This is a genomic window from Sphingobium lactosutens (assembly GCF_013393185.1).
Taxonomy (GTDB): domain Bacteria; phylum Pseudomonadota; class Alphaproteobacteria; order Sphingomonadales; family Sphingomonadaceae; genus Sphingobium; species Sphingobium lactosutens_A.
This window is the reverse complement of record NZ_QJQX01000070.1, coordinates 110,322-132,399: the sequence shown is the minus strand read 5'-3', so window position 1 is coordinate 132,399 and position 22,078 is coordinate 110,322. Positions and strand designations below refer to the sequence as shown.

General features: G+C 64.6%; 25 protein-coding genes and 1 pseudogene. 5 read left to right on the top strand and 21 right to left on the bottom strand.

The features are described from left to right. Positions 1-13: 13 nt before the first annotated feature. The 3 genes and pseudogenes from DM806_RS19580 to DM806_RS19570 all read right to left on the bottom strand — a co-directional run bounded on the left by DM806_RS19580 (position 14) and on the right by DM806_RS19570 (position 2,753). Positions 14-774 (bottom strand): annotated as a pseudogene (locus DM806_RS19580) (IS5 family transposase). 70 nt (positions 775-844) lie between these two features. Next, positions 845-1,789, bottom strand: coding sequence for a DMT family transporter (locus DM806_RS19575; protein ID WP_179044829.1), 945 nt, complete (start codon positions 1,787-1,789; stop codon positions 845-847). Next, a complete protein-coding gene (locus DM806_RS19570) occupies positions 1,734-2,753 on the bottom strand; it encodes a threonine aldolase family protein (protein WP_179044841.1) in 1,020 nt (339 codons plus the stop codon). Before DM806_RS19570 ends, DM806_RS19575 begins: the two co-directional genes overlap by 56 nt. Positions 2,754-2,913: 160 nt before the next feature. On the opposite strand from DM806_RS19570, the gene DM806_RS19565 reads away from it, so the two are divergent. Both DM806_RS19565 and DM806_RS19560 read left to right on the top strand, forming a co-directional pair. Further along, positions 2,914-4,005 (top strand): branched-chain amino acid aminotransferase, encoded by a 1,092-nt coding sequence (locus DM806_RS19565; RefSeq protein WP_179044828.1) that lies wholly within the window; start codon positions 2,914-2,916, stop codon positions 4,003-4,005. A 154-nt stretch (positions 4,006-4,159) separates the two neighbouring features. Next, entirely contained in the window at positions 4,160-5,368 is a 1,209-nt protein-coding gene (locus DM806_RS19560; RefSeq protein ID WP_179044827.1) for an FAD-dependent monooxygenase, read from the top strand. A gap of 179 nt (positions 5,369-5,547) precedes the next feature. Here DM806_RS19560 and DM806_RS19555 read toward each other — a convergent pair whose 3' ends face one another. The 10 genes from DM806_RS19555 to DM806_RS19510 form a co-directional block, all read right to left on the bottom strand. After that, positions 5,548-5,868: a hypothetical protein gene (locus tag DM806_RS19555; protein ID WP_179044826.1), complete on the bottom strand. Its 321-nt coding sequence runs from the start codon at positions 5,866-5,868 to the stop codon at positions 5,548-5,550. A gap of 173 nt (positions 5,869-6,041) precedes the next feature. Next, positions 6,042-6,872, bottom strand: coding sequence for a 23S rRNA (adenine(2030)-N(6))-methyltransferase RlmJ (locus DM806_RS19550; RefSeq protein ID WP_179044825.1), 831 nt, complete (start codon positions 6,870-6,872; stop codon positions 6,042-6,044). A 278-nt stretch (positions 6,873-7,150) separates the two neighbouring features. Further along, positions 7,151-7,384 carry a hypothetical protein gene (locus DM806_RS19545; RefSeq protein ID WP_179044824.1) on the bottom strand — a complete coding sequence of 78 codons (234 nt, stop codon included), beginning with the start codon at positions 7,382-7,384 and terminating at the stop codon, positions 7,151-7,153. Positions 7,385-7,413: 29 nt separating this feature from the next. Further along, on the bottom strand, positions 7,414-7,665 hold the full coding sequence (locus DM806_RS19540; RefSeq protein WP_179044823.1) for a hypothetical protein: 252 nt from the start codon (positions 7,663-7,665) through the stop codon (positions 7,414-7,416). Between the two features lie 38 nt (positions 7,666-7,703). Then, the gene (locus DM806_RS19535; protein ID WP_179044840.1) at positions 7,704-8,015 is read right to left on the bottom strand and encodes a hypothetical protein; all 312 of its coding nucleotides are present in this window, start codon (positions 8,013-8,015) and stop codon (positions 7,704-7,706) included. A gap of 26 nt (positions 8,016-8,041) precedes the next feature. Further along, positions 8,042-8,332 (bottom strand): hypothetical protein, encoded by a 291-nt coding sequence (locus DM806_RS19530; RefSeq protein ID WP_179044822.1) that lies wholly within the window; start codon positions 8,330-8,332, stop codon positions 8,042-8,044. Positions 8,333-8,371: 39 nt separating this feature from the next. Beyond that, positions 8,372-8,752, bottom strand: a complete 381-nt coding sequence (pspC, locus tag DM806_RS19525; protein WP_179044821.1) for an envelope stress response membrane protein PspC — start codon at positions 8,750-8,752, stop codon at positions 8,372-8,374. Between the two features lies 1 nt (position 8,753). Continuing rightward, a complete protein-coding gene (pspB, locus tag DM806_RS19520) occupies positions 8,754-9,023 on the bottom strand; it encodes an envelope stress response membrane protein PspB (protein WP_179044820.1) in 270 nt (89 codons plus the stop codon). A 4-nt stretch (positions 9,024-9,027) separates the two neighbouring features. Continuing rightward, a complete protein-coding gene (pspA, locus tag DM806_RS19515; protein ID WP_179044819.1) occupies positions 9,028-9,708 on the bottom strand; it encodes a phage shock protein PspA in 681 nt (226 codons plus the stop codon). 88 nt (positions 9,709-9,796) lie between these two features. Further along, positions 9,797-9,970: a hypothetical protein gene (locus DM806_RS19510; RefSeq protein ID WP_179044818.1), complete on the bottom strand. Its 174-nt coding sequence runs from the start codon at positions 9,968-9,970 to the stop codon at positions 9,797-9,799. A gap of 183 nt (positions 9,971-10,153) precedes the next feature. Here DM806_RS19510 and pspF point away from each other — a divergent pair, with 183 nt between their 5' ends. Continuing rightward, positions 10,154-11,182: a phage shock protein operon transcriptional activator gene (gene pspF / locus DM806_RS19505; RefSeq protein ID WP_179044817.1), complete on the top strand. Its 1,029-nt coding sequence runs from the start codon at positions 10,154-10,156 to the stop codon at positions 11,180-11,182. Positions 11,183-11,402: 220 nt separating this feature from the next. On the opposite strand, the gene DM806_RS19500 is transcribed toward pspF, so the two are convergent. The 5 genes from DM806_RS19500 to DM806_RS19480 form a co-directional block, all read right to left on the bottom strand. Further along, the gene (locus DM806_RS19500) at positions 11,403-12,803 is read right to left on the bottom strand and encodes a UdgX family uracil-DNA binding protein (protein ID WP_179044816.1); all 1,401 of its coding nucleotides are present in this window, start codon (positions 12,801-12,803) and stop codon (positions 11,403-11,405) included. A 4-nt stretch (positions 12,804-12,807) separates the two neighbouring features. Next, entirely contained in the window at positions 12,808-13,278 is a 471-nt protein-coding gene (locus tag DM806_RS19495; RefSeq protein ID WP_179044815.1) for a hemerythrin domain-containing protein, read from the bottom strand. Between the two features lie 74 nt (positions 13,279-13,352). Beyond that, a complete protein-coding gene (locus tag DM806_RS19490) occupies positions 13,353-13,691 on the bottom strand; it encodes a hypothetical protein (RefSeq protein WP_179044839.1) in 339 nt (112 codons plus the stop codon). 85 nt (positions 13,692-13,776) lie between these two features. Next, positions 13,777-15,021 carry a putative DNA modification/repair radical SAM protein gene (locus DM806_RS19485; protein ID WP_179044814.1) on the bottom strand — a complete coding sequence of 415 codons (1,245 nt, stop codon included), beginning with the start codon at positions 15,019-15,021 and terminating at the stop codon, positions 13,777-13,779. 204 nt (positions 15,022-15,225) lie between these two features. After that, a complete protein-coding gene (locus tag DM806_RS19480) occupies positions 15,226-17,094 on the bottom strand; it encodes a CHASE3 domain-containing protein (protein WP_179044813.1) in 1,869 nt (622 codons plus the stop codon). Between the two features lie 137 nt (positions 17,095-17,231). Here DM806_RS19480 and DM806_RS19475 point away from each other — a divergent pair, with 137 nt between their 5' ends. After that, entirely contained in the window at positions 17,232-18,386 is a 1,155-nt protein-coding gene (locus DM806_RS19475) for an FAD-dependent oxidoreductase (RefSeq protein WP_179044812.1), read from the top strand. 186 nt (positions 18,387-18,572) lie between these two features. Here the strand turns inward: DM806_RS19475 and DM806_RS19470 are convergent, their stop codons facing one another. Then, positions 18,573-19,001 (bottom strand): TIGR01244 family sulfur transferase, encoded by a 429-nt coding sequence (locus DM806_RS19470; RefSeq protein ID WP_179044811.1) that lies wholly within the window; start codon positions 18,999-19,001, stop codon positions 18,573-18,575. A gap of 223 nt (positions 19,002-19,224) precedes the next feature. After that, on the bottom strand, positions 19,225-20,997 hold the full coding sequence (gene recQ / locus DM806_RS19465; protein ID WP_179044810.1) for a DNA helicase RecQ: 1,773 nt from the start codon (positions 20,995-20,997) through the stop codon (positions 19,225-19,227). 251 nt (positions 20,998-21,248) lie between these two features. On the opposite strand from recQ, the gene DM806_RS19460 reads away from it, so the two are divergent. Then, complete coding sequence (locus DM806_RS19460) at positions 21,249-21,575, top strand: hypothetical protein (RefSeq protein WP_179044809.1); 327 nt, start codon at positions 21,249-21,251, stop codon at positions 21,573-21,575. Positions 21,576-21,746: 171 nt separating this feature from the next. Here DM806_RS19460 and DM806_RS19455 read toward each other — a convergent pair whose 3' ends face one another. Then, complete coding sequence (locus tag DM806_RS19455; RefSeq protein ID WP_179044808.1) at positions 21,747-22,067, bottom strand: hypothetical protein; 321 nt, start codon at positions 22,065-22,067, stop codon at positions 21,747-21,749. Positions 22,068-22,078: the final 11 nt, after the last annotated feature.

Below are 22,078 nucleotides of genomic sequence, written 5' to 3'. Positions count from 1 at the left end.
GGTGACGATTTAATCATTTGAGCCAGAGCATGATGCTGGCGAGTTTGACAAATCCGAGGAAGTTGGGGGCGAGCTTGTCGTAGCGTGTTGCGATGCGCCGCCATTGTTTGAGTTTGGCGAAGAATCCTTCGATGCCCCAACGCTGTTTGTAGGCGATGCGGTCGTAGCCGTGTTGGTACTTGCGGTGGCGGCGTGGTGGGATGACCGGCTCGCCGCCTTGCTCGTAGATGAGGTCATGCAGGCGGTCGGCATCGTAGGCGCGATCCGCCAGCACCTTGCCTGCCGGGATGCCCCGGATCAGGTCGCAGGCTGGAGCCATGTCGTTTTGCTGTCCGGGGCCAAGAATGAAGCGGATCGGCAGACCGAGGGCATCGACTACGGCGTGGATTTTGGTGCCGAACCCACCTCTCGACCGCCCGAGAGCCTGGGCTTGAACGCCCCCCTTTTTATCCGAGCCCCTGCCGCTTGAGCCTGAGCGCGGATGACAGTGGCATCGATCGCCAGCCATTCGATGTCGGGATCATCGGACACCGCCGCGAATATCCGGTCGATCACACCCTGCTCGATCCAGCGATAATAGCGCCGCTTGGCTGTCTGATAGGGACCAAAGCGTTCGGGAAGATCGCGCCAACGACCGCCTGAGCGCGCCAGCCACAGCAAGGCATCGAGAAAACGCCTGCCGTCGCTACGCGGACCACGCTTACCCTTGCGCCCGCCCGGAACGAACTCCCGCAATCGCTCCCATTGATCGTCCCGAAGTACCTCGCCTTCCACACCAGCCTCCAAAAGCCACTGTTGAATCACAAAGACCCGGCGCCGTGAATCCCTAAAATGTCACTACAGCCTAACTCTCTTTGGATCGCAGCGCGATCGCCATCCCTGCGACCGCCAGCAGCGCGCCGCCGATCGCCAGCGCGGACCAGCGATAGCCCTCCGCCACGGTGGAGATCAGCATCGCGATCACCGGGATCAGCACGCTGGTATAGGCGGCGCGCCCTGCGCCCATGCGCTGGATCAGGGTGAAATAGAGCGGGAAGGTCACGACCGATCCGGCAAGACCCAGCCAGGCGATGCCCAGCATATAGCCGATGCGCGGCTCGAACTGCGGCGGGCCGACGGTGATCCAGGCGAACAGGGCGTCCACGCCCGCGCCGATCAGCATCGCCCAGGCCAGCACCGCCACCATCGGCAGCCGCCGGGCGATCTCCATCCCCTGCATGATATTGGCGCTCGACGCGCTCATCAGCCCCGCGAGCGAGAAGGCCGCGCCGAGCAGCACCATGTCGGGCCGGACCGTCGCGGCATGATATTCGTGGACCAGCATCAGGATGATGCCCGCCACCGCCACCACCGATCCGCCGATGAAGGCGCGGCTCACCGGCTGGCGGAAGATCAGCCAGGCAAGGATCGAGTTGGGGATCAGCAGCATCGCATAGACGACCGCGACCACGCCGGAGGTCAGATAATGCTCTGCCCGATAGACGAAGTTGAAGTTGAGGACGAACTGCGCCGTTCCCAGCAGCGCGGCGAAGATCAGGCCCGCGCCGCCGATCCGCAGCGACACGCCCCGGAAGCGTGCAAAGACGGCCATGGCGATCCCGGCGAGCAGGAAGCGATAGCAGACCGACCAACTGGCCGGCACCGATCCGATCTGGTCGCGGATGACGATCCAGGTCGAACTCCAGATCAGGGTAACGAGAATGAACGGCAGGGCGACACTGCCCTTCCCCTCCTCAGCCACGGCCGAGGGCTTTGAGCGCGTCAACCAGAGGCGCAACGCTCTGCGCATCCTGCGACCAGTTGGTGACGAGCCTCGCCGCGCCCTCGCCCCAGTCGTAGAAATCGAACCCCTGCGCCCGTAGCGCCGCCGCTTCCTCCGCCGTCAGGTGAACGAACAGCTCATTGGCCTCGACCGGGTGCATCAACCGGCCGGCCGCGCCGTCCGCCAGCGCGCGCGCCGCCGCATTGGCCGCACCGGCATTGCGCAGCCACAGGCCATCCTCGATCATCGCCAGTATCTGCGCGGCGAGATAGCGGCCCTTGGAGAAGAGATGACCCGACCGCTTGCGCCAGCGCTTCGCCTCCGTTGCACGCGCATCGGCCTGATCCCCGAAGAAGAGCAGCGCCTCGCCGGCCATGCCGCCATTCTTGACGCAGCCGAAGCTAAGCGCGTCCACGCCCGCGCGCCAGGTGACGTCGGCGGGTGCGCAGCCCAGATGGGCGACGGCATTGGCGAAACGCGCGCCATCCATGTGGAAGCCGAGGCCTTGCGCCTTCGCCACATCGCCCAGCGCGGCGACTTCGGCAGGTGTATAGACCAGCCCATATTCGGTGGCGTTGGTGATGCTGATCGCGCGCGCGGGCACTTGATGCACGTCGGGGCGGATCGCCTTCAGCCGTTCGGTCACGACTGCGGGCGTCAGCTTCGCGCCCTCGCCCGGCAGTGGCATCAGCGTTGCGCCATGAGTGAAGAAGCCCGGCGCGCCGCATTCGTCGACGACGATATGCGCCTCCTCATGGCAGAGCACGCCGCCATAGGGCGGGCAGAGCGTGGCCAGTGCGATGCTGTTCGCCGCCGTGCCGGTGGAGATCCAGAGCGCCTTCACCGATGTGTCGAACAGGTCGGAAAAGGCGCCATCCAGCCGCGCGCTCCATGCGTCGCCGTCATAGCCATGATCCGCCCGGTCGGCGGCAGCGATGGCGGTCATGACGGCAGGGCTGATGGGCGTGGCGTTGTCGGAGAAGAAATGCATGGCGCAGCGATACAGGCACGCCGGCCACGCGGGAAGAGGCCAGCACATGGCAAGCGGTCATTTTCCAATTGTAGAATGCGTCAGTATATGTGACCCATTGTTTCGCTGGCCGCTCTGTGACATAGGCGGCCTCGTCCGAGCCAGAACAAGGAGACTCACCATGGCCGCCGAGCAGACGTCGCGTTTCACCGTCACCCGCAACAGCCAGGCTGTGTCGGCGGACAAGCGCGCTGTATTGCTCGAAGATCCCGGCTTTGGCCGGCTCTTCACCGACCATATGGTGACGATCCGCTACACCGAGGGGCAGGGCTGGCACAGCCACAAGGTGGAGGCGCGCGCGCCGTTCCAGCTCGATCCCGCCTGCGCCGTGCTACATTATGCGCAGGAAATCTTCGAAGGGATGAAGGCCTATCGGCTGGAGGATGGCCGCGTCGCCATGTTCCGCCCGGAGGAAAATGCCCGTCGCTTCGCCGAATCGGCCGAACGCATGGCGATGCCCGCCATTCCACAGGATCTGTTCCTGGAAGCGGTCGAGCAATTGGTGAAGATCGACGCCGACTGGATTCCGGGCGGTGAAGGCAGCCTCTATCTGCGCCCCTTCCTGTTCGCGAGCGAAGCCTTTCTGGGCGTCCGTCCGTCGAACGAATATATTTTCTGCGTCATCGCCTCGCCAGCCGGCGCCTATTTCAAGGGTGGCAAGAAGGCCGTGACCCTGTGGGTGTCGGAACATTATACCCGCGCGGCGCGCGGCGGCACCGGTGCGGCCAAGTGCGGCGGCAACTATGCCGCGTCGCTGGTCGCGCAGAAGGAAGCGATCGGCCATGGCTGCGACCAAGTCGTGTTCCTCGATGCCGCCGAAAACAAGTGGGTCGAGGAACTGGGCGGCATGAACGTCTTCTTCGTGATGGAGGATGGCTCGATCGTCACCCCGCCACTGTCCGGCACGATCCTGCCCGGCATCACGCGCAACTCGATCATCACCCTCGCCCGCGCGAAGGGCCATGACGTGCGCGAGGAACCATATAGCTTCGCCCAGTGGCGCGAGGACGCCGCCAGCGGCAAGCTGCGCGAAGCCTTCGCCTGCGGCACAGCGGCGGTCGTGACGGCGATCGGCACGGTGAAAAGCAGCAATGGCGACTTCACCATCGGCAATGGCGATGGCGGGCTGGTGACGGAAAGCCTGCGCGCGGAGCTGACCGGGATCCAGCGCGGCACCGTGGCCGATCCGGCAGAGTGGGTGCGCATGCTGTAAGATCTCAACGCTGCGTGCTCCTGCGAAAGCAGGAGCACATGCCGTAGATCCAGATCGCTTCTCAATCCCGCCCCAAGCGCGTGAAGCGTTTTGGTCGTGATTTCGACGCCGTGAAATGTTTCATTTCACGCGAAACCCCTCTAGACCGTTCGTCATGGAACGCTTCGACGTCGTGATATTGGGTGGCGGGCTGGTCGGCCTGACTCTGGGCATCGCTCTTTCCCGCCATGGCGTGAAGACCGCCGTGATCGACCCGGCCGATCCGGTCGATACGACGGCGGCAGGCTTTGACGGGCGCGTCTCCGCCATCAGCTCGACCAGCCATGCCATGCTGTCCGCCATCTGCGTGGGCGCGCATCTGGAGGGCAAGGGCTGCCCGATCGACCGTATCTGGGTCAGCGACGGGCTGGAGCCGGGGGCGCTCGACTTCGTGCCGGACGCGGATGATGGCGTGATGGGAACCATGTTCCCCAATCGCGACCTGCGCATCGCACTGGCGCAGACGGCAGCCGAAGCGGAGAATCTGACCCGGTTCCAGCCCGACCGCGCCATTCATGTCGACCGCAATGCCGACGGCGTCACGCTGACGCTGGCGAGCGGCACGACGATCGAGGGCGCGCTGCTGGTCGCCGCCGAAGGGCGCAACAGCCCGACGCGCGAGGCGGCGGGGATCAACACCACCCGCTGGCAATATAAGCACACTGCCATGGTCACGGCGATCGACCATGAGGTGCCGCACGCCAACACCGCCTATGAGATTTTCTATGTCGGCGGCCCTTTCGCGCTGCTGCCGATGCTTCCGGGCACCCGATCCGCCGTGGTATGGACGGTGCCGACCGAGCAGGCCCCGGCGATGATGAAATTGTCCGAGCGTGCGTGGCTGGCCGAGGCGCAGAAGCGGATCGGCGGTTTCCTGGGCGAGATCAGGCTGGCCGGGCCGCGATCCTCCTATCCGCTCGGTTTCCATCATGCCGCGCGGATCACCGACACGCGGCTCGCGCTGGTCGGTGACAGCGCCCATGCCATCCACCCGATCGCGGGACAGGGACTGAACCTGGGCTTCCGCGACGTTGCCGCGCTCGTCGAAGTGTTGGTTGAGGGAATGCGCCTTGGCCTCGATCCGGGCGATGCGCAGCTGCTGGCGCGCTATCAGCGCTGGCGCGGCCTCGATTCGATGATGACCAGCGTGGCGATGGACGGGCTGGTGCGCCTGTTCGATGTGCCGGGCAAGCTGCCCTCGTTGGTGCGTCGTGCGGGTCTGGCGGCGGTGCAGCGCACCTCGCTGCTCAAGAACCGCTTCATGGCCGAGGCGCGGGGCCAGTCCGGCGCCCTGCCCCGCCTGCTCGCCGGCGAGATGGTCTGAGGATTTAGCGGCGGCTGTTCCGGAGGGTCGGTTTTCGACCAGTTGCGGACAAGCACCGCCGAAATTCCGTCTCTCAGGTGCGGACCGCCCGCTTCCCGGGGGCATGAGGGGACGAATGGCACAATGCCGCCCGGCTCCATTTATATCCGCGATGGTGAGAGTGCGCGGTTTACGCCCCCTTAGTCACCGTTGGCGTCAACCATGAATACCGTGGGTTTGCCTCGCGAAGCAGGATCCCATCCTGCCGATAATGCTGCCCGCACCCCTCGCGAAGCAATCGCATCGTTGATGTGCAAACGCCCTTTCGGCAAGCCTTTCATCAGGCGCTTGGGTGCCGGAAATTCCAGCACGGCTTGGCGCTGCATGTCTCTCTGACGCAGGGAGACAGTCATTCCCTTCCAGCCATCGGAAGAGGACAACTGAGGCTCGCTCAGGAGTTCCCAATCATATTTGAAACCGTCGATCTCGACAGTGCCGCTGCGGCCGGGTGCTTGAAACATGTCACATCCTTAGCATGTCAGCAGTGGTACTCCATCCATGGTATCGCAGGATTTTCTCGACACCCTCGGTCGCCATTGTGTGCGAACAGGATCATATGATTGAGTCCGTCGCCAACGGGCGTATAGGCTAAGCGCGGCAATTCCCCTTCTGGGAGAAGGGGAGAAGGTTTGTATTAATCGCCCAACCAATCGGATATAATCTCGCCCTTATGCCCTTCGGGCGCTAACGCCGCGCGCAAAGCTTCCAACAGTGGCGGCAGTGTCTGCGTGAAAGCGTAGGGCGGATTGATGATGAAGAGGCCCGCGCCGTTATAAATGCCGGGTTGCTCGCTATCATATAGCCAATGCTCCACCCGTAGCAATTTCGGGATGCCGAGCTTGCGTAACTGCTGCTTCCATTGCCAATGCGTGGCGCGATCTTTCAGCGGAAACCATATCACCGTGACGCCATGTGCCCATTTGCGGTGAGCGGCGGCGAGGGTGGCGGTGATGCGCGCGCGTTCGTCCGTCTGCTCATAGGGCGGGTCGACCACCACCACGCCGCGCGCGGTGCGGGGCGGCAACAGAGCCAGCCACAGCTCGTAGGCGTCGCGTTCATGCACGGCCGCGCTGGTGTCCCGCATCACGCCGCGCAGGGTGTAAGCGTCTTCCGGGTGCTTTTCGTTGAGGATCAGGAAATCCTGCGGCCGCAAAAGCTGCGCCAGAATCTGCGGCGAGCCGGGGTAAAGCTGCGGTTCGTCACCCACATTCACCGCCTTCACGGCGGCGCGGTAGTCGTCCAGCAAGGGGTTCGGGTCGGCAGAGGCCCGCAGCACGCCCTGCGTGGCTTCGCCGGTGCGTTGCGCTGCGTCGCCGCCAAGGTCGTACAAGCCGCAGCCGGCATGGGTGTCGATCAGAGTCAGCGCGCCCTGCTTGAGCTGCAAGGCCCGCACCAAGGCGATGAGGAGGCTGTGCTTCACGACGTCGGCGCTATTGCCGGCATGAAAGGAATGGCGATAATTCATTGTAATTCGAAATCCTGAAGACCTGCCTTTACGAGCTGCTGGGCCTTCTGCAAAGCGAAGCGATAGCAGCGCCGGTATTGGCCGATTGCGGAACGGCAGCTTACTAATCAGTAGCAACAGAGAGATGTCTATTGATTGCAAGTGGCGGTTCGCTACCGGTCGGCTGTGGCGCGAATATTGCCAAGTGATTTTTCACCACCCAGCGTCAGATATTGCCGCTTGTTTCACTAAAACCAGACGGTCCGCAACCCACCCAAACCAGCCTTGCCGGTTGCCTCCTACAAATCCACGCCCGCGGCGATGGCTTCCAGCTTGCGGATGCGTTCCTTGAGGTCGGCGACCTCGATCCGCGCCACGGCCGATGGCGGCGCGCTGTCCTCGATACGGCGGCCCAGTTCGGCGCGCTTGAGTTCGAGCCAGCCATTCCAGCCGCGCAGCGCCGCGACCGCGACGATGGCGAGACCGGCGAGGCTGGTCGCCGCGAGAGTGATATAGAGATAGGGGTCCTGCATAAATGCCTCCCTGTCCGGACGCGCGCTTTTCAGTCGCGGTCCCGGAGTTTTTCGAATTCCCGCTCCAGCGCGCTGGAGCCGTCCGTGGCCAGCCGTTCCAGCACGGCCACACGATCCTTGAGCGCCTTGACCTCGGCGCGCAGCCGTTCCGCTTCGGGGTCCGGGCCGCGCTGGATGAAGTCCTCACCCTTGTGACGACGCACGACGCCATATTTGGCGCGGACGACGCTGGCGATGGCGGTGATCGCGACGATGGCGACGACCATTTCAAACGGATTCATGTCTCTTTCCTCCCTCTTGGCGCGCGGCCGTCCAGACCTCAGTTGGCCGGGCTGCGCAGCCGTTCGATCTCGCGATTGAGCTGGTGGCTTTCGTCGGTGACGATCCGCTCCACCACGGCGAGCCGGTCCTTCATCGACCCGATCTCGGCACGAAGCTGGGCATTTTCCTGGCTCAGCAGCTTGATGCGCTCTACCATTTCCTCATTCTTCTGCGGATAGACCGCCTTGCCCCAGCTGTTCTCCAGCGGATAGCCATGCTTGATGCGCAGCCAGGTGGTGAAGATCCAGCCGGCGATGGCGAGCATGCCCAGTCCTGCCGCGACCGGCGCGAAGGCTTCGAATGGAAACATCATGATCTACTCCCTTGCCCGGTCGGTCAGCGCAGTGCGTCGATTTCGCGCGCGGTGCGTGTGGCAGGATCGGTGGCGATCCTCTCCAGCACGGCAATGCGTTCTTCAAGACGGCTGATTCGGCCAACCAGCATTTCGTTTTCGTTTGATAAAAGGTCGATTTTTCGACCGGCGTCAGGATCGGATCGATGAACGGTGTTTCCGTTGTCGTCCGTCAGCGGATAGCCATATTTCGCGCGCATCCAGGTGGTGATCACCCAGGCGCCCATCGACAGGGCGACGATCGCGACGATGAAGCTGGGTCCGGCGAAATTCATGATCCTCTGCTCCCTTGCTATCCCCTTCGGCAATACCCGTCAGCGCAGGCGTTCGATCTCGTCGGCAAGGCGGGTGTTGCGGCTGGTATAATAGATTTCGATGTCGGCCAGGCGGCGATCGATGTCGCGGAACTTGGCCCGGACGTCGCGGGTCGAGCGCCCCGGATTGCTGCGCACGCCCTGCCAGAATTTCTCGTCATCGCGGTCCGCATAGAGGCCCTGCGGCTTGTTCTCGGCGAAATAGGCGACGACGAAATAGGCGATCAGCGTCCAGGGGAAGGCGCCCATCAGGGTGATGAGCACCGCGCCGACCCGGACCCATATGACATCGATCCCGCTATAGTCGGCAATGCCGGCGCATACGCCCATCCATTTGCCATTCTGCTTGTCGAGATAGAATTTGGTGCGGCGGGCGGTCATGTCAGTTCCTCCGGTCGAAGCTGTAGTCGTCCGGCTCCTGGGCCGAACGCTGCGGACGGAAATCGGGGTTGTCGGCGGCGACGATCCGTTCGACCGTCTGGAGCCGTTCTTCCATACGGCGGGCAAGAAGGTGGAGTTCGTCCAGCAGCTTCTCATCCTCGTCGGTGATCTTGGGCGCCTGCTTCCACTTGGTGACATAGTGGAAGATCAGCCAGGGCATGCCGATGAACAGCATGCCGACCACGGCAATGGGGACAAACACGTCTTCCATGGGATCAGGCTCCCCCAATCTTGCCAGCGTTCATGCTGGCCTTGAGCGCGGCGAGATCGGCATCGACCTTGTCGGCCGACTTCAGCTCGGCAATCTCTTCCTCCAGCGTCTTGGGCTGGCCGCCCAGCGTCACGGCGTCGGCACGCCCTTCGGCGATATCCACGCGGCGTTCCAGCATGTCGAAGCGGGCGAAGGCTTCGTTGACCTTCTCGCCAGCATAGGCTTCGCGGACGCGCAGGCGATTCTCGGCGCTCTGCATCCGGGTGACGAGGCTGTTCTGGCGTGCGCGGGCTTCGCGCAGCTTGCCTTGCAGCTTGGCGATGTCGGCTTCCGACGCGGCCAGCGCCTCGTCGAGCGTCTCGATCTCGTGGTTCAGTTGCTCCGCCATGTCAGCGGCCTTCTGCCGTTCGACCAGGGCGGCCTTCGCCAAGTCCTCGCGGTCCTTGCTCAGCGCCAGCTGCGCCTTCTCCGTCCAGCTGTCCTGCAAAGCATTGAGCTTGGCGATATGGCGGCGCATCTCCTTCTGATCGGCGATGGTGCGAGCGGCCGACGCGCGGACCTCGACCAGCGTTTCCTCCATTTCGAGGATGATCATACGGATCATCTTCGCCGGATCTTCCGCCTTGTCGAGCAGGTCGGTCACATTGGCGGCAATGATGTCGCGGGTGCGGGAGAAAATACCCATTTTAACGTCACTCCTGGTCGTATCTCGTTTTCAGGTGCCGGGGCGGGCGAGAGGGGGCATTCCCGCCCCGGCCGGGGTGTTGCGATCCTTACGCAAGATAGCGCAGGCTCGCGGGGGTGTCTTGCGTCGCGAGGACCGGGGTTTCGCTGGCGCGGGCCGGACCGACCGCCGAAAGGATCATGGTCGATCCAAACAGGACGGCGGCGATGGCGACCGACATCAGCTGGCCGATTTCGCGAACGCTGTTGCTGTTCTTTTCCATTGTCTTACTCCCTGAACCTTGGCCTTCATGTGGTTCCGCGTTTCGGTGCGGATTGCCCATAGCTTTGCAGGGCGCGTGCCAATTTGAAGAAAGCGCGGATTTCCTTCATTTCTGGTTCATTTGGCATGGCTGGATCGACATGCCACTTGCCAAGAGGTGGGAAATTTCACCATAAGTTGGCGCATGGAGAAAAATACGCAGTTCGTCGGCCAATCCTTCGCTTTTCTCGACGCGGTCGAGCAGGCGGGCCGGGCGGCCGAACTCAATCGGCCGGTGCTGGTGATCGGCGAGCGCGGCACCGGCAAGGAACTGATCGCCGAGCGGTTGCATCACCTGTCCCCGCGTTGGGGCGAGCCGCTGATCGTCATGAACTGCGCCGCCTTGCCGGAGACGCTGATCGAAGCGGAACTCTTCGGCCATGAACAGGGCGCCTTCACCGGCGCGACCAAGGCGCGGCCGGGCCGGTTCGAGGAGGCCGATGGCGGCACGCTCTTCCTCGACGAACTGGGCACGCTGTCGATGGCGGCGCAGGAGCGACTGCTGCGCGTCGTCGAATATGGCGAAGTGACGCGGATCGGCGCGTCGCGCGCGGTGCAGGTCGATGTGCGCATCGTTGCGGCGACCAACGAGGATCTGCCGGCCGCTGCGGATGCCGGACGGTTCCGCCCGGATCTGCTCGATCGGTTGAGCTTCGAGGTCATCACCCTGCCCCCACTGCGCGCGCGGGAGGGCGATGTGGCAGTGCTGGCCGACCATTTCGGGCGGCGCATGGCGGCGGAGTTGAACTGGCCGCAATGGCCGGGCTTTGCGGCGGCTTGCGCGGCGGAGATGGAGGGCTATGGCTGGCCCGGCAATGTGCGCGAATTGCGCAATGTCGTGGAGCGCGCTGTCTATCGCTGGGACGAGCCGACGCGGCCGATCAGCCGCCTGACCTTCGATCCCTTCGCCTCGCCGTGGAAGCCGCGGCCCTTGATGCCGAAGGCGGCGGCGGAACCCTGCGCTGGGAGCGCACCGCCCGCGCCTGCGACGCCGGCCACGGCTTTCGAGGAAATCAACGACCTGCGCACCGCCGTTGACGCGCATGAGGCGGCGATCATAAAGGCGGCGCTGGACCGCTTTCGTTACAACCAGCGCGCAACGGCCAAGGGGCTGGGACTGACCTACGACCAGCTGCGCCACTGCATGAAGAAGCATGGATTGAGCGCGGGTTAGGTTGCGGGGGATTTTTCTGGTCCGGTAGCGACCAGAAGCGGGCGTTCTTTCACCCTTCCAGGGAGGGGCGGGGGGTGGGTACGCCGCGTTAGCGGCGCTCTACCGTCGATAGGGCAGAGGCTCGCTTCGCTCGCACCCACCCCTCCCTAAAAGGGAGGGGCTTATGTCTCCCATCTACCCAAATTCGCCATTTCATCGGCTTGGCAACTGACGGCGCGGCCTAAACCAGCGCCTTTGCCCGTTCGCCGATCATCCGCAGTTCGTCCACGAAGCGCGCACGCTCCTCGGCGGCCTTCGCTGCATCGGGCAGGCGCAGCAAATAGCTGGGGTGCACCGTGACCCAGCCTTCAGCGCCTGAGTCCAGCGCGATCGGCTGCCCGCGGGTGCGGCTGATCGTCACCGCCTTGCCCAACATCGCCCGCGCCGCCGTGGCGCCCAGCGCGACGACCAGGCGGGGGCGGAGAATGTCCAGTTCCTGCGTCAGCCACCAGCGGCAGGCCTGCACCTCGCCCGCGTCGGGGGTCTGGTGGATGCGGCGCTTGCCGCGCAGCTCATATTTGAAATGCTTGACCGCGTTGGTGACATAGGCGCGGGTGCGATCGACGCCCGCCTCGGCCAGCGCCGCATCGAACAGCTGTCCGGCGGGACCGACGAAGGGGCGGCCTGCCAGATCCTCCTGGTCGCCGGGCTGTTCGCCGATGAAGAAGAGCGGCGCGTTGAGCGGGCCTTCGCCAAAAACGGTCTGGGTCGCACCTTGGTGGAGCGGGCAGCGGGTGCAGCGCATCGCTTCGGTGCGCAGCGCGCCCCAGGCGGCGGCGCTGTTGGTGGGGCCGGCCGGGGGCGCCTTGGGCGCGGTCGCGATCATGGCCGCCTCCCGCCGCTGCGCGCCGGCGACGAGGTCCGGGATGAGCGCGGCTTCGGGCAGGTTGCGCCAATATTTTTTCGGCATTTCCGACAGCATCGCGCCGGTCTTGAGCCGAGCGGGGTTGAAGATCGCGGCATAATAGCTCTTCCACAGCGCCTCGACCGGGTCGCCGTCCGGCGCATCCTGACGGGTGGCGCCCGGTCCCTCGCTCAACGCTTCGCCGTCCCAATGGATGCTGAGTTCCGGCGTCAGGATCGACCAGCGCATCGCGGCGAAGCGGCGGACGAAGAAGCCCGCATTGGCGCGAACGATATGATGTTCCGGCTCGAACCAGGCGACGAAGCGCAATGCGTCGCCCTCTCCGACTTCGCGGAAACGGACGAAGGCGCGCATCTTGTGGATATCGCGCCGCACCGCCTTGGCCAGCGCATCGACGCGGCGCAGCAGCGGATCGGCCTTGTCTTCCATCAGGCCGGGCCGGTCGCGCAGCCGGCAGAGCAACGCATAGAGCAGCGCGAAGCGTTCGGGATCGCGATGGAAGAGGGCGCTTTGCGCGAGGTCGATGAAGGCGCGCGACACGGAAAAGCCGCCGCTCGATCGTGGCGGTGGCAGGCCGGCATCGCCGAACAGATCGCCTGGCGAATCACCGATTTGCCAGACGATATCGGCCGGATCGACCCGCGCCATCGCCAGCCCCCGCGCCGCATCGCGCCACCCCTCGAAATCGTCGGGAGCGATCAATACGACGCGGTGCATGACATCAGTCTTCGGCTTGCGCGCGCTCCAGTTCGGCGGGCTTGCGCTTGGCAAACAGCTTGCCGAGCTTCTCCTCTTCTTCCGCCGTCAGATCCTTGGCGGCGGTGGGGAACATCTCCTCTTCCTCCTCCTCGATATGATGGAGGTAGCGCTTCTTCATTTCGGCGAACTTCTTGCGCCAGGCCTCGCCATTGAATTTGAGGTCGGCCAATTCCTCCAGATAATCGTCGATCTCCTTGTGCTCGGACACGCTGTGCTGCGCCTCTTCGCGCAGGTCGGGGCGGGAAAGCATGGTGGCGTAGAGCGATTCCTCTTCGGCGGCGGCGTGGGCCGTCACCTCCACCTTGAACTGTTCGAACAGCTTTTCCAGCCGCTCCTCGTTCTTTTCCCGTTCCGCATCCGCCATCTTGGCAAAAAGCTGGCGGTGGGCGTCGTGATCCTGCTTCAGGCGATCGAAAATGCTGGCATTGGCCATGGTCGGTCCTCCTCGTTCGAGCAAGGACAACGACAGGCGCGGCGATTGGCTCCGGGCGATCGACCGAAGAAGGATCAGCCGAAGAAGAAGCGATAGATGATCGCGACGGGAATCCAGAGCAGCGCGCCGACGAGACTGGCGCCCCAGAGTTGTAGCAGGTCGCGCCGGAAGCGCAGAGCCAGCCCGCTTTCCGACAGGCCACCCTGTTCGAGCAGGTGCCAGCGCCGCTCCAGCCCGCGCGCGGCCACGGCGAAGCCGCCGATCGCGACGATGATGCCAAGGTGCAGGGCGAGCGATCCGCCCATCTTGGCGACGATGAGAATCTGGAGCACGCAGAAGGTGACGAGCGCGGCGGCAAGATGCGTGCTGATCCGCTTGGCATAGCCGGTGCGCTTCTGCTCCCGACTGCCCATTGCCGATGCCAAGACCCCATACTCCTTATCTGATCCGCCCCAAGAATTTCACGAACGACTCGCGCAATCAACAGGAAATTACGGATTAAGCGAAGAGTTCGAGCTGGCGGACGGGCGGCGCGACGCGGGTGCGTAGGTCGACCCGGTCGATCAACGCCGTAGGGCGCCAATCCTCCGTCACCAGAAATGGGCGCAGCTTGACGATGGAGGTGGTGAGGCGCGCGACATCTTCCAGCCGCAGCCGACGGTGGCGGCGGCTCATCAGGATACGGTCGACCGCCTTCACGCCTAGGCCCGGCACGCGCAGCAGCGCCTCGCGCGGGGCGCGGTTGACGTCCACCGGGAAGGCGGCGCGATGGTTAAGCGCCCAGGCCAGCTTGGGATCGATATCGAGCGGCAGGCAGCCCGTATCGGCATCGGTCGCGGCGGCGATCTCCTGCGCATCATAGCCATAGAAGCGCATCATCCAGTCGGACTGGTAGAGACGATGTTCGCGCAGCAAAGGCGGGCGCTTGAGCGGCAGCACGGCGCTGGGCGAAGGAATTGGGGAGAAGGCGCTGTAATAGACGCGGCGCAGCCGGTGGCGGTCGTAGAGGCTGCTCGCCCGCGTGATGATCGCCCGGTCGTCCGCCGCATCGGCGCCGACGATCATCTGGGTCGACTGGCCGGCGGGCGCGAAGCGGGGAGCGTGGCGATATTTGCGCCAGGCGTCGCCATGATCCTCCATCTCCGTCCGCAACCGGCCCATCGCGCCCTCGATCCGCTTGCCATCCTTTTCCGGTGCGAGCCGGCGCAGCCCGCCTTCGGTCGGCAGCTCGACATTGATCGACAGGCGATCGGCATGGAGGCCCGCCTGATGCAGCAGGTCCGGGTCGGCGTCGGGAATGGTCTTGAGGTGGATATAGCCGCGAAAATCATGATCCTCGCGCAGCGATCGTGCGACCTCGACCATCTGCTCCATCGTATAGTCGGACGAACGGATGATGCCGGAGGAGAGGAACAGCCCCTCGATATAGTTGCGGCGGTAGAAACTGAGGGTGAGGTCGACCACTTCCTTCGCCGTAAAGCGAGCGCGGCGCACGTCGCTCGACCGCCGGTTGATGCAATAATGGCAGTCGAAGATGCAGCTGTTGGTCAGCAATATCTTGAGCAGGGAAATGCAGCGGCCGTCGGGCGCATAAGCGTGGCAGATGCCCATGCCCTCGGTCGATCCGATCCCCTTGCCGCCGCGGCTGTCGCGCTTGACTGTGCCGGACGAGGCGCAGGACGCATCATATTTGGCCGCATCAGCGAGAATTTCGAGCTTTTGTCGGATGGTTAGCTGCGCCATATGTTCCTGATATGTTCAGGATACCGGGCTGTCCACAACCTCCATCAAGACCTGCCCCAAGAGGCAGGTGTGAGGGGAATAGGTGGAGAGCGCACTGACGGCTGTTCTTCTTGGCCGTCACCTCAGCGCAGGCTGGGGTCTCCGGCGAAGTTGCGCGACTTGGCCTGAGATCCCAGCTTTCGCTGGGGTGACGGAATCTAGCCGTCAGCTGCCTTGATCATCCTGATCCAGCACCTGCCGCACCTTGGTCGCCAGCTGGTCGAGGGTGAAGGGCTTGGCAATGAAGGCGACGCCCGGATCGAGCATCCCGTTATGGACGATCGCGTTGCGGGTATAGCCGGTGGTGTAGAGTATTTTCAGTCCCGGCCGCGTTTCCCGCGCGCGATCGGCCAGCACCCGGCCGTTGATGCCGGGCATGACGATGTCGGTGAACAGCATGTCGATACGCGGCTGGATGGTCAGCATTTCCAGCGCCTGCTCGCCATCCGTGGCCTGCACCACGGTGTAGCCAAGCTCCCGCAGGGAATCGACCGACATGTGGCGGACCCGCTCCTCATCCTCGACCAGCAGGATGATTTCCTCGCCCTGCGCGCGCGGCAGGCTGTCGGCGGTGGGCATGGCATAGCCGACGGCATTTTCCTCGCCATAATGGCGCGGCAGGTAGATCTTCACGATCGTCCCCTCGCCCGGCTCGGAATAGATTTTCACATGGCCGCGCGACTGTTTGACGAAGCCGAACACCTGGCTGAGACCAAGCCCCGTGCCCTTGCCCACGCCCTTGGTAGTGAAGAAGGGATCGAAGGCGCGCTCCGCCACGTCGGCGGGCATGCCGGTGCCGCTGTCGGCGACCGACACCATGACATATTGGCCCGGCGTCACTTCCGCATGGCTCACGGCATAGGCATCGTCCAGATGCGCATTGCCCGTCTCGATCGTCAGCCGCCCACCGCCCGGCATAGCGTCGCGGGCGTTGACGCACAGGTTCAGGATCGCGTTTTCCAGCTGGTTCGCGTCGATGCTCGCCCGCCACAGGCCGCCGGCCAACACCGATTCCACCCGCATATCCTCTCCGATCGTCCGGCGCAGCATTTCGGACATGCCGCCGACCAGCTTGTTGACGTCGGTGGGTTGGGGGTCGAGCGGCTGCTGGCGGGAAAAAGCGAGCAGGCGCGAGGTCAGTTGCGCCGCACGTTGGGCGCCTTCGGTCGCGTTGTCGATGCCCTTGATGACGCGCGGATCGCCACCTTCGCCCAGTCGCCGCCGCGCCATGTCGAGCGAGCCGATGACGATCGCCAGCATGTTGTTGAAGTCATGGGCGATGCCGCCGGTCAGCTGGCCGATCGATTCCATCTTCTGCACCTGGCGCAATTGCGCCTGAGCAGTCTCGCGCTCCTGCGCCTCGGCAAGCAGGCGCGCATTGGCGTCGCTCAGCGCCTCGCGGCTTTCCACCGCCTCGGTGACGCGCCGCTGCGCAGTGCGCAGCGCCATCAGGCCCAGGATGATGACCAGCGCGGCGCTGAGTGCCAGCCCCGCCGTCACGAGTGTGCTCAGCTGCCCGGCTTCGATACTGCGGACGCGCAGCAGCTGCTCCTCGCGCATTTTCATATGGGTGATATGGGACCGGATGCGCGCCATCATCACCAGTCCGGGGGTGAAGGCTTCGGATTCGATCTGCCCGCCCGTGCGCCGGACGTCTATGCCGGCCTGCAATCGGCCCAGCCGCTCCTCGATCATCGGCCTGAGCGCTTCGACCGCACGCACCTGATCGGGATTGTCACCCACCTCCGCGCGGAGCGCGCCCCATTCCGCGTGCCAGTTCGTGCGGAAATCTTCATAGGGATCGAGGAAATCGGACTGGCGCGTCAGCATATAGCCGCGCTGGCTGCTTTCCGCCGCCTGGACGCGGGAGAGGAGCGTCGACAGGCGGTTTTCCACCCGCAACGTATGATTGACCCAGGAAATTCGTTCCTGATGGCCGCGATAGAGCCAGAAGGTTCCGCCGACCGCCGTCACTACGACGAGCAGGGCCAATAGCAGGATGACGATCGACCGTTCGGGGCGCAGCGCAGGCATGGCGCTTCTCATCCGTCATTCACCAACGCGGGGCAAGCCCCTGAATGGCAAGGCTTGTGTAACAAGAAGGCTCCAAGCATGTTTGTGGATAGACGGGCCTGCTTCGTTAACGGGGCAAGGCACAGGGGGAGCAGGCAATGGACCGGCGGGCGTTTCTGGGAACCATGGCGAGCGGGGCGGGCGCCCTGTCTCTCGCGACGATGGCACGGGGGGCCGTGCCCTTCGATCCCTTCGCCGGGGTAGAGCCGATCCGGGCGACGCCGGACCGCATCTTTCGCACCACCGTCTGCCTGCGTCCCTTCCGCGCTGCCGGTCCGCGGATCGAGGTGGAGGAGGTCAGGCGCAAGCGGGTCGTCCACAATTATGGCCATGGCGGCAGCGGCTGGTCGCTGAGCTGGGGATCGGCCGAGGTCGCGGTGGGCATGGCGCTGGCCGACGGTGTGCGCAACGTGGCGGTGATCGGCGCGGGCGCGCTGGGCATCACCGCCGCGCTGACCGCGCAGCGTGCCGGGGCCAATGTCACCATCTACGCGAAGGAACAGTTTCCGCATGTCCGCTCCGCCCGTGCGACCGGCACCTGGTCGCCCGACAGCCGCGTCGCGATGGAGAAGGCGGTCGATCCGGGCTTTGCCGACCGGTGGGAGGCGATGGCGCGCAGTTCCTTCGCCACCTATCAGAGCTATCTGGGCCTGCCGGGCGATCCGGTGGAATGGACCGATCGCTATATGCTGTCCGACACGCCTTTCGGCCAGCGCCCGATGACGACAATGCCGGAGACGGAGCGGGCCGACGATTTCCTGCATCTCGAAAGCCGGCTGCGCGACATCATGCCACGGTCGGTGGAACTGGCGCCGGGCATGCATCCGTTCCGCCCTACCTTCGTGCGGCGCAACAGTTCGCTGACCTTCAACGTCGCCGATCTGGCGCACCAGCTGACCAATGATTTCCTGATCGCGGGCGGCCGGATCGTGCCGATGGAATTTCACGCGCCGGGCGACGTCAGCCGGTTGAAGCAGAAGGCGATCATCAACTGCACCGGCTATGGCGCGCGCGCGCTGTGGCGGGACGAGAGCATCGTGCCGGTGCGCGGCCAGATCGCCTGGCTGATCCCGCAGGCCGGGGCGACATACGGCGTCTATTACGGGTCGCTGTCCATGCTTGCCCGGCGCGACGGCATCGTCGTGCAGGAGGTCGGGCAGGACGAGTGGTATGGCTATGGCGACGCCAATGAACAGCCCGACCACGAAGCCGCCGCGCAATCCGTGCGGCAGCTGGCGCAGTTCTGGGCTTGAGAGTTTTCCTGGAGATGCGCCTTCCGGCGCATGACGGCACCAGCCTTCAGACGAGGCGCGTGACTCGTCTAAACCCCCACCCGGCCACCCATATGATACTGCCGTTGGGTGGCCGGGTGGGGGAGCGGGCTGGTGCGGTTCCGAAATGCGCTCTTCCGCGCATTTCCAAACAGACGCTAAGCCCCTTTACTGGGGCGTCAAAGCGTCCATGATCTGGCGGACCGGGCTGATGTCGTAGCCGGCGGCGGCGGCCTGCGCGGAGAGGACATCTCCATTGTCGCCGGCGCGCGCGCGGGTCAGCGCCCAGAGCAGGGTGCTGCGCGTGCCCGACCGGCAATAGGCCAAGACCTTGCCCTCTCCTGCCTGCTCCAGCGCACCGGCCATGCCGTCGAGCTGCCAGGGCGCGAAGCCGCCATGGGCGACCGGCACGGCCACATAGGCGATGCCCGCTTCTTTTGCCGCCGCCTCGACCGCCGCGCCGTTGAGCTGGCCCGGTTCCTCGTCATCAGGACGATTGTTGACGATGACGGTCACGCCCTGCGCCTTGGCCTCCGCCACCTGATCGAGACTAATCTGCGGGGAGACGAGGATGCGGTCGGTGAGCTTGCGGAACATGGGCTTCTCCTTTTGCCGGAGCCATGCGCCGGGCGGGCCGGGGTTTCAAGCCATTTGGCCGTGCATCACCCAGCGGAAATAGGATTTGCCGCGCTTAACTTCGCACATTTCCCGTAGATTTCGACATTATATTTCCTATTCGAAAAATATAATTTCAAGCCCCTGCCGCTGTCCCACCACCATAGCAGGGTCGGCCGCGATAGGACAGGAAGGTGGCGCGCGGTCAGAGAAAGGGCCGGATCGCGTCCAGGAAAGCATCCCCATAAGCATCCAGCTTCTTCTGGCCGATGCCGCTGATATGGCTCATCTCGCGGATGCTGGACGGGCGCTGCTCGGCCATTTCGCGCAGCGTCGAATCATGGAAGATGACATAGGGCGGCACGCCGGCCTCCTGCGCCAGTTCGCGGCGGCAGGCGCGTAGCGCGTCGAACAGCGGATCGCCGACCGGGTTGGCATCCGCGCCATTGCGGGCGCTGCGCTTGGTCCGCGTGCGCTTGGGGGGCATGAGGATGCGGACCTCCTCCTCCCCGCGCAGGATTGGTCGCGCATTGGGGCCAAGCATCAGCCCGCCATGCTCGGTCGTTTCCAGCGCGTCGCGCACCAGCAGCGCACGCGATACGGGGCGCAGCAGGGTCGTCTCGTCGCCGTCGACGATGCCATAGACGGAGATCCTGTCATGACCGCGCTCGCGGATCTTGTCGGTGGTAGCGCCGCTCAGCACCTGCTCGATATGCCCGGCGCCGAAACTCTGGCCGGTGCGGTAGACGGCGGACAGATATTTGCGCGCGGTTTCGGTCGCATCGACGCTGGCCGGCGGGGTCAGGCAATTGTCGCAATTGCCGCAGGTCGCCGGCGGGTCTTCACCGAAATGGCGGAGCAGGATGGCGCGGCGGCAGGTCGCCGTTTCCACCAGCGCGCCCAGCGCCGATATGCGCGCGCGCTCGCCCTGCTGGCGGCTCTGCTCCAGTTCGGCGATGCGCATCCGCGCGCGGGCGAAATCCTCCGCGCCCCAGAAGAGATGGGCGACAGCCGGTTCGCCGTCGCGACCGGCGCGGCCCGATTCCTGATAATAGCCCTCGATCGACTTGGGCAGGCCCGCATGGGCGACGAAGCGCACGTCGGGCTTGTCGATGCCCATGCCGAAGGCGACGGTGGCGACCATCACCATATCCTCGCTGGCGATGAAGGCGGCCTGGTTGGCGGCGCGCTGCTGCGGGTCCATGCCGGCATGATAGGCACGCACCGGGCGGCCCGACCGGCCCAGCGTCTCGGCCAGCTTCTCGGTCGCGGCGCGGGTCTGGGCATAGACGACGCCCGGCCCCTTCTCGGTCGCCAGCAGATCGGCCAGCTGGCGCGACAGGCCGTCGCGCGGATGGACGGCATAGCGGATATTGGGCCGGTCGAAGCCCGAGATGATCAGGCCATCGTCGGGAATGCCGAGCTGGACGAGGATGTCCTTGCGCGTGTGCGCGTCGGCGGTGGCGGTGAGGGCCAAGCGCGGAACGTCGGGAAATTCGTCCAGCAGCGGGCGCAGAAGCCGATAGTCGGGACGGAAGTCATGGCCCCATTCGGAGACGCAATGGGCTTCGTCGATGGCGAAGAGCGCGACCTTCGTGCTGCGCAGAAGATTGAGGAAATTTTCCTGACTGGCGCGTTCGGGCGCGACATAGAGGAGGTCGAGGTCGCCGTTGCGCAGGCGATCCTGCGTCTCGCGCCAGTCGGCGTCCACGCTGGTCAGGCTGGCGGCGCGCAGGCCCACGGCGTTGGCGGCGCGCAACTGGTCGTGCATCAGCGCGATCAGCGGCGATACCACCACGCAGCAGCCGTCGAGCGCGGCAGAGGGCAATTGGTAACAAAGCGACTTGCCCGCGCCGGTCGGCATGATGGCGAGCGTCGGCCGGCCCGCCATGACGCGGCCCACCACCTGCTGCTGCACCCCGCGGAAGCTGGTGAAGCCGAAGATATCGTGGAGAAGCGTGGGGATGTCGCGCGCCATCGGGCGGCCTTAGCGACTGGAAGGCGGCGGGGCCAGTGTCATGAGGGGATGGATGTGGTTTGGGGGGCGGCGAGAGGGTGGATTTGGCTGGGAAGCAAGCAGTCTGTTTTATACCGTCATCCCCGCGGAGGCGGGGATCCATCTCCCCAGCCTAGTGCTGGACGCAAGGTCAGGAGATGGGTTCCCGCCTTCGCGGGAATGACGAAATGGGGTGGTTTGCAGACTGTCGGGTTTCGGGAAGGCGTCCCGGCATGATAGACATTGACGCCAATCAGATTGGCTCCAATGATGGCGGTATGCAGACCGTATTCCGCTATTGTTGTTATCTGGCTTTTGCCGGGATAGCGCTGGTCTTCTGGATGCTCTATTTTTTACTCGTTCTCGGCATATTCCCGGCACCGGTAGAGCCAGCTTGTTCGCTGGAACCTGCCGGATGCCCGCCTCCAAGCCTTTTCATACAAATTCTCGCACCACTATCCATCTTCGGTGCCATCCCGATAACCACGTTCGTTTTCGTATTTTACAGGCAATGGGTTCGGCGACTTTGCGGCTATAAAGCTGATCGATTTACTGGCTAAAAATGGTCGCTTCCAGACCCAAGCCTCCGTTCGCCCTGAGCCTGTCGAAGGGCATGCTTATTCCGAAGTGAGGCTCGAAGAAAAGAACAGGACTTCGACAGGTTCAGCCCGAACGGGTGGGGAAGTCCATTCTCCGCCCTCAAGCGTCAACACCAACGAGTATCCCGCCCCTCATCCTACCGGATCGAGCAGGCAGCCCCAGCCTGGCCTGAAGTGCGCGGTGCGGCTGGCGAGGAGGGGGACGCTGGCCTTGACGGCCTTCTCCTCGGGCAGGTCGGTCAGGCGGACCATCGCCATGCCGGGTTCCTTGTCCTGCTGGCAGCTGCCCATGGAGCGTCCTTCGACATAGCGGCAGGAACAGCCGATTCGCGCGCCATAGGCCGCGCCCGCCCGCGCCTGCGCGCTGAGGCCGGTCGAGTGCCACGCCAGCACGCCCAGCAGCGCCGCAAGGACCAGCAACGCCGTTATCCACCATTTCCGCCGAACCGCCATGGCTCTTTTCC

What these genes read in the sequence shown, in the direction of transcription:
- DM806_RS19575 (WP_179044829.1), bottom strand. Translation starts at nt 1,789, where the DNA reads ATGCGCAGAGCGTTGCGCCTCTGGTTGACGCGCTCAAAGCCCTCGGCC.
- DM806_RS19570 (WP_179044841.1), bottom strand. Translation starts at nt 2,753, where the DNA reads ATGCATTTCTTCTCCGACAACGCCACGCCCATCAGCCCTGCCGTCATG.
- DM806_RS19565 (WP_179044828.1), top strand. Translation starts at nt 2,914, where the DNA reads ATGGCCGCCGAGCAGACGTCGCGTTTCACCGTCACCCGCAACAGCCAG.
- DM806_RS19560 (WP_179044827.1), top strand. Translation starts at nt 4,160, where the DNA reads ATGGAACGCTTCGACGTCGTGATATTGGGTGGCGGGCTGGTCGGCCTG.
- DM806_RS19555 (WP_179044826.1), bottom strand. Translation starts at nt 5,868, where the DNA reads ATGTTTCAAGCACCCGGCCGCAGCGGCACTGTCGAGATCGACGGTTTC.
- DM806_RS19550 (WP_179044825.1), bottom strand. Translation starts at nt 6,872, where the DNA reads ATGAATTATCGCCATTCCTTTCATGCCGGCAATAGCGCCGACGTCGTG.
- DM806_RS19545 (WP_179044824.1), bottom strand. Translation starts at nt 7,384, where the DNA reads ATGCAGGACCCCTATCTCTATATCACTCTCGCGGCGACCAGCCTCGCC.
- DM806_RS19540 (WP_179044823.1), bottom strand. Translation starts at nt 7,665, where the DNA reads ATGAATCCGTTTGAAATGGTCGTCGCCATCGTCGCGATCACCGCCATC.
- DM806_RS19535 (WP_179044840.1), bottom strand. Translation starts at nt 8,015, where the DNA reads ATGTTTCCATTCGAAGCCTTCGCGCCGGTCGCGGCAGGACTGGGCATG.
- DM806_RS19530 (WP_179044822.1), bottom strand. Translation starts at nt 8,332, where the DNA reads ATGAATTTCGCCGGACCCAGCTTCATCGTCGCGATCGTCGCCCTGTCG.
- pspC (WP_179044821.1), bottom strand. Translation starts at nt 8,752, where the DNA reads ATGACCGCCCGCCGCACCAAATTCTATCTCGACAAGCAGAATGGCAAA.
- pspB (WP_179044820.1), bottom strand. Translation starts at nt 9,023, where the DNA reads ATGGAAGACGTGTTTGTCCCCATTGCCGTGGTCGGCATGCTGTTCATC.
- pspA (WP_179044819.1), bottom strand. Translation starts at nt 9,708, where the DNA reads ATGGGTATTTTCTCCCGCACCCGCGACATCATTGCCGCCAATGTGACC.
- DM806_RS19510 (WP_179044818.1), bottom strand. Translation starts at nt 9,970, where the DNA reads ATGGAAAAGAACAGCAACAGCGTTCGCGAAATCGGCCAGCTGATGTCG.
- pspF (WP_179044817.1), top strand. Translation starts at nt 10,154, where the DNA reads ATGGAGAAAAATACGCAGTTCGTCGGCCAATCCTTCGCTTTTCTCGAC.
- DM806_RS19500 (WP_179044816.1), bottom strand. Translation starts at nt 12,803, where the DNA reads ATGCACCGCGTCGTATTGATCGCTCCCGACGATTTCGAGGGGTGGCGC.
- DM806_RS19495 (WP_179044815.1), bottom strand. Translation starts at nt 13,278, where the DNA reads ATGGCCAATGCCAGCATTTTCGATCGCCTGAAGCAGGATCACGACGCC.
- DM806_RS19490 (WP_179044839.1), bottom strand. Translation starts at nt 13,691, where the DNA reads ATGGGCAGTCGGGAGCAGAAGCGCACCGGCTATGCCAAGCGGATCAGC.
- DM806_RS19485 (WP_179044814.1), bottom strand. Translation starts at nt 15,021, where the DNA reads ATGGCGCAGCTAACCATCCGACAAAAGCTCGAAATTCTCGCTGATGCG.
- DM806_RS19480 (WP_179044813.1), bottom strand. Translation starts at nt 17,094, where the DNA reads ATGCCTGCGCTGCGCCCCGAACGGTCGATCGTCATCCTGCTATTGGCC.
- DM806_RS19475 (WP_179044812.1), top strand. Translation starts at nt 17,232, where the DNA reads ATGGACCGGCGGGCGTTTCTGGGAACCATGGCGAGCGGGGCGGGCGCC.
- DM806_RS19470 (WP_179044811.1), bottom strand. Translation starts at nt 19,001, where the DNA reads ATGTTCCGCAAGCTCACCGACCGCATCCTCGTCTCCCCGCAGATTAGT.
- recQ (WP_179044810.1), bottom strand. Translation starts at nt 20,997, where the DNA reads ATGGCGCGCGACATCCCCACGCTTCTCCACGATATCTTCGGCTTCACC.
- DM806_RS19460 (WP_179044809.1), top strand. Translation starts at nt 21,249, where the DNA reads ATGATAGACATTGACGCCAATCAGATTGGCTCCAATGATGGCGGTATG.
- DM806_RS19455 (WP_179044808.1), bottom strand. Translation starts at nt 22,067, where the DNA reads ATGGCGGTTCGGCGGAAATGGTGGATAACGGCGTTGCTGGTCCTTGCG.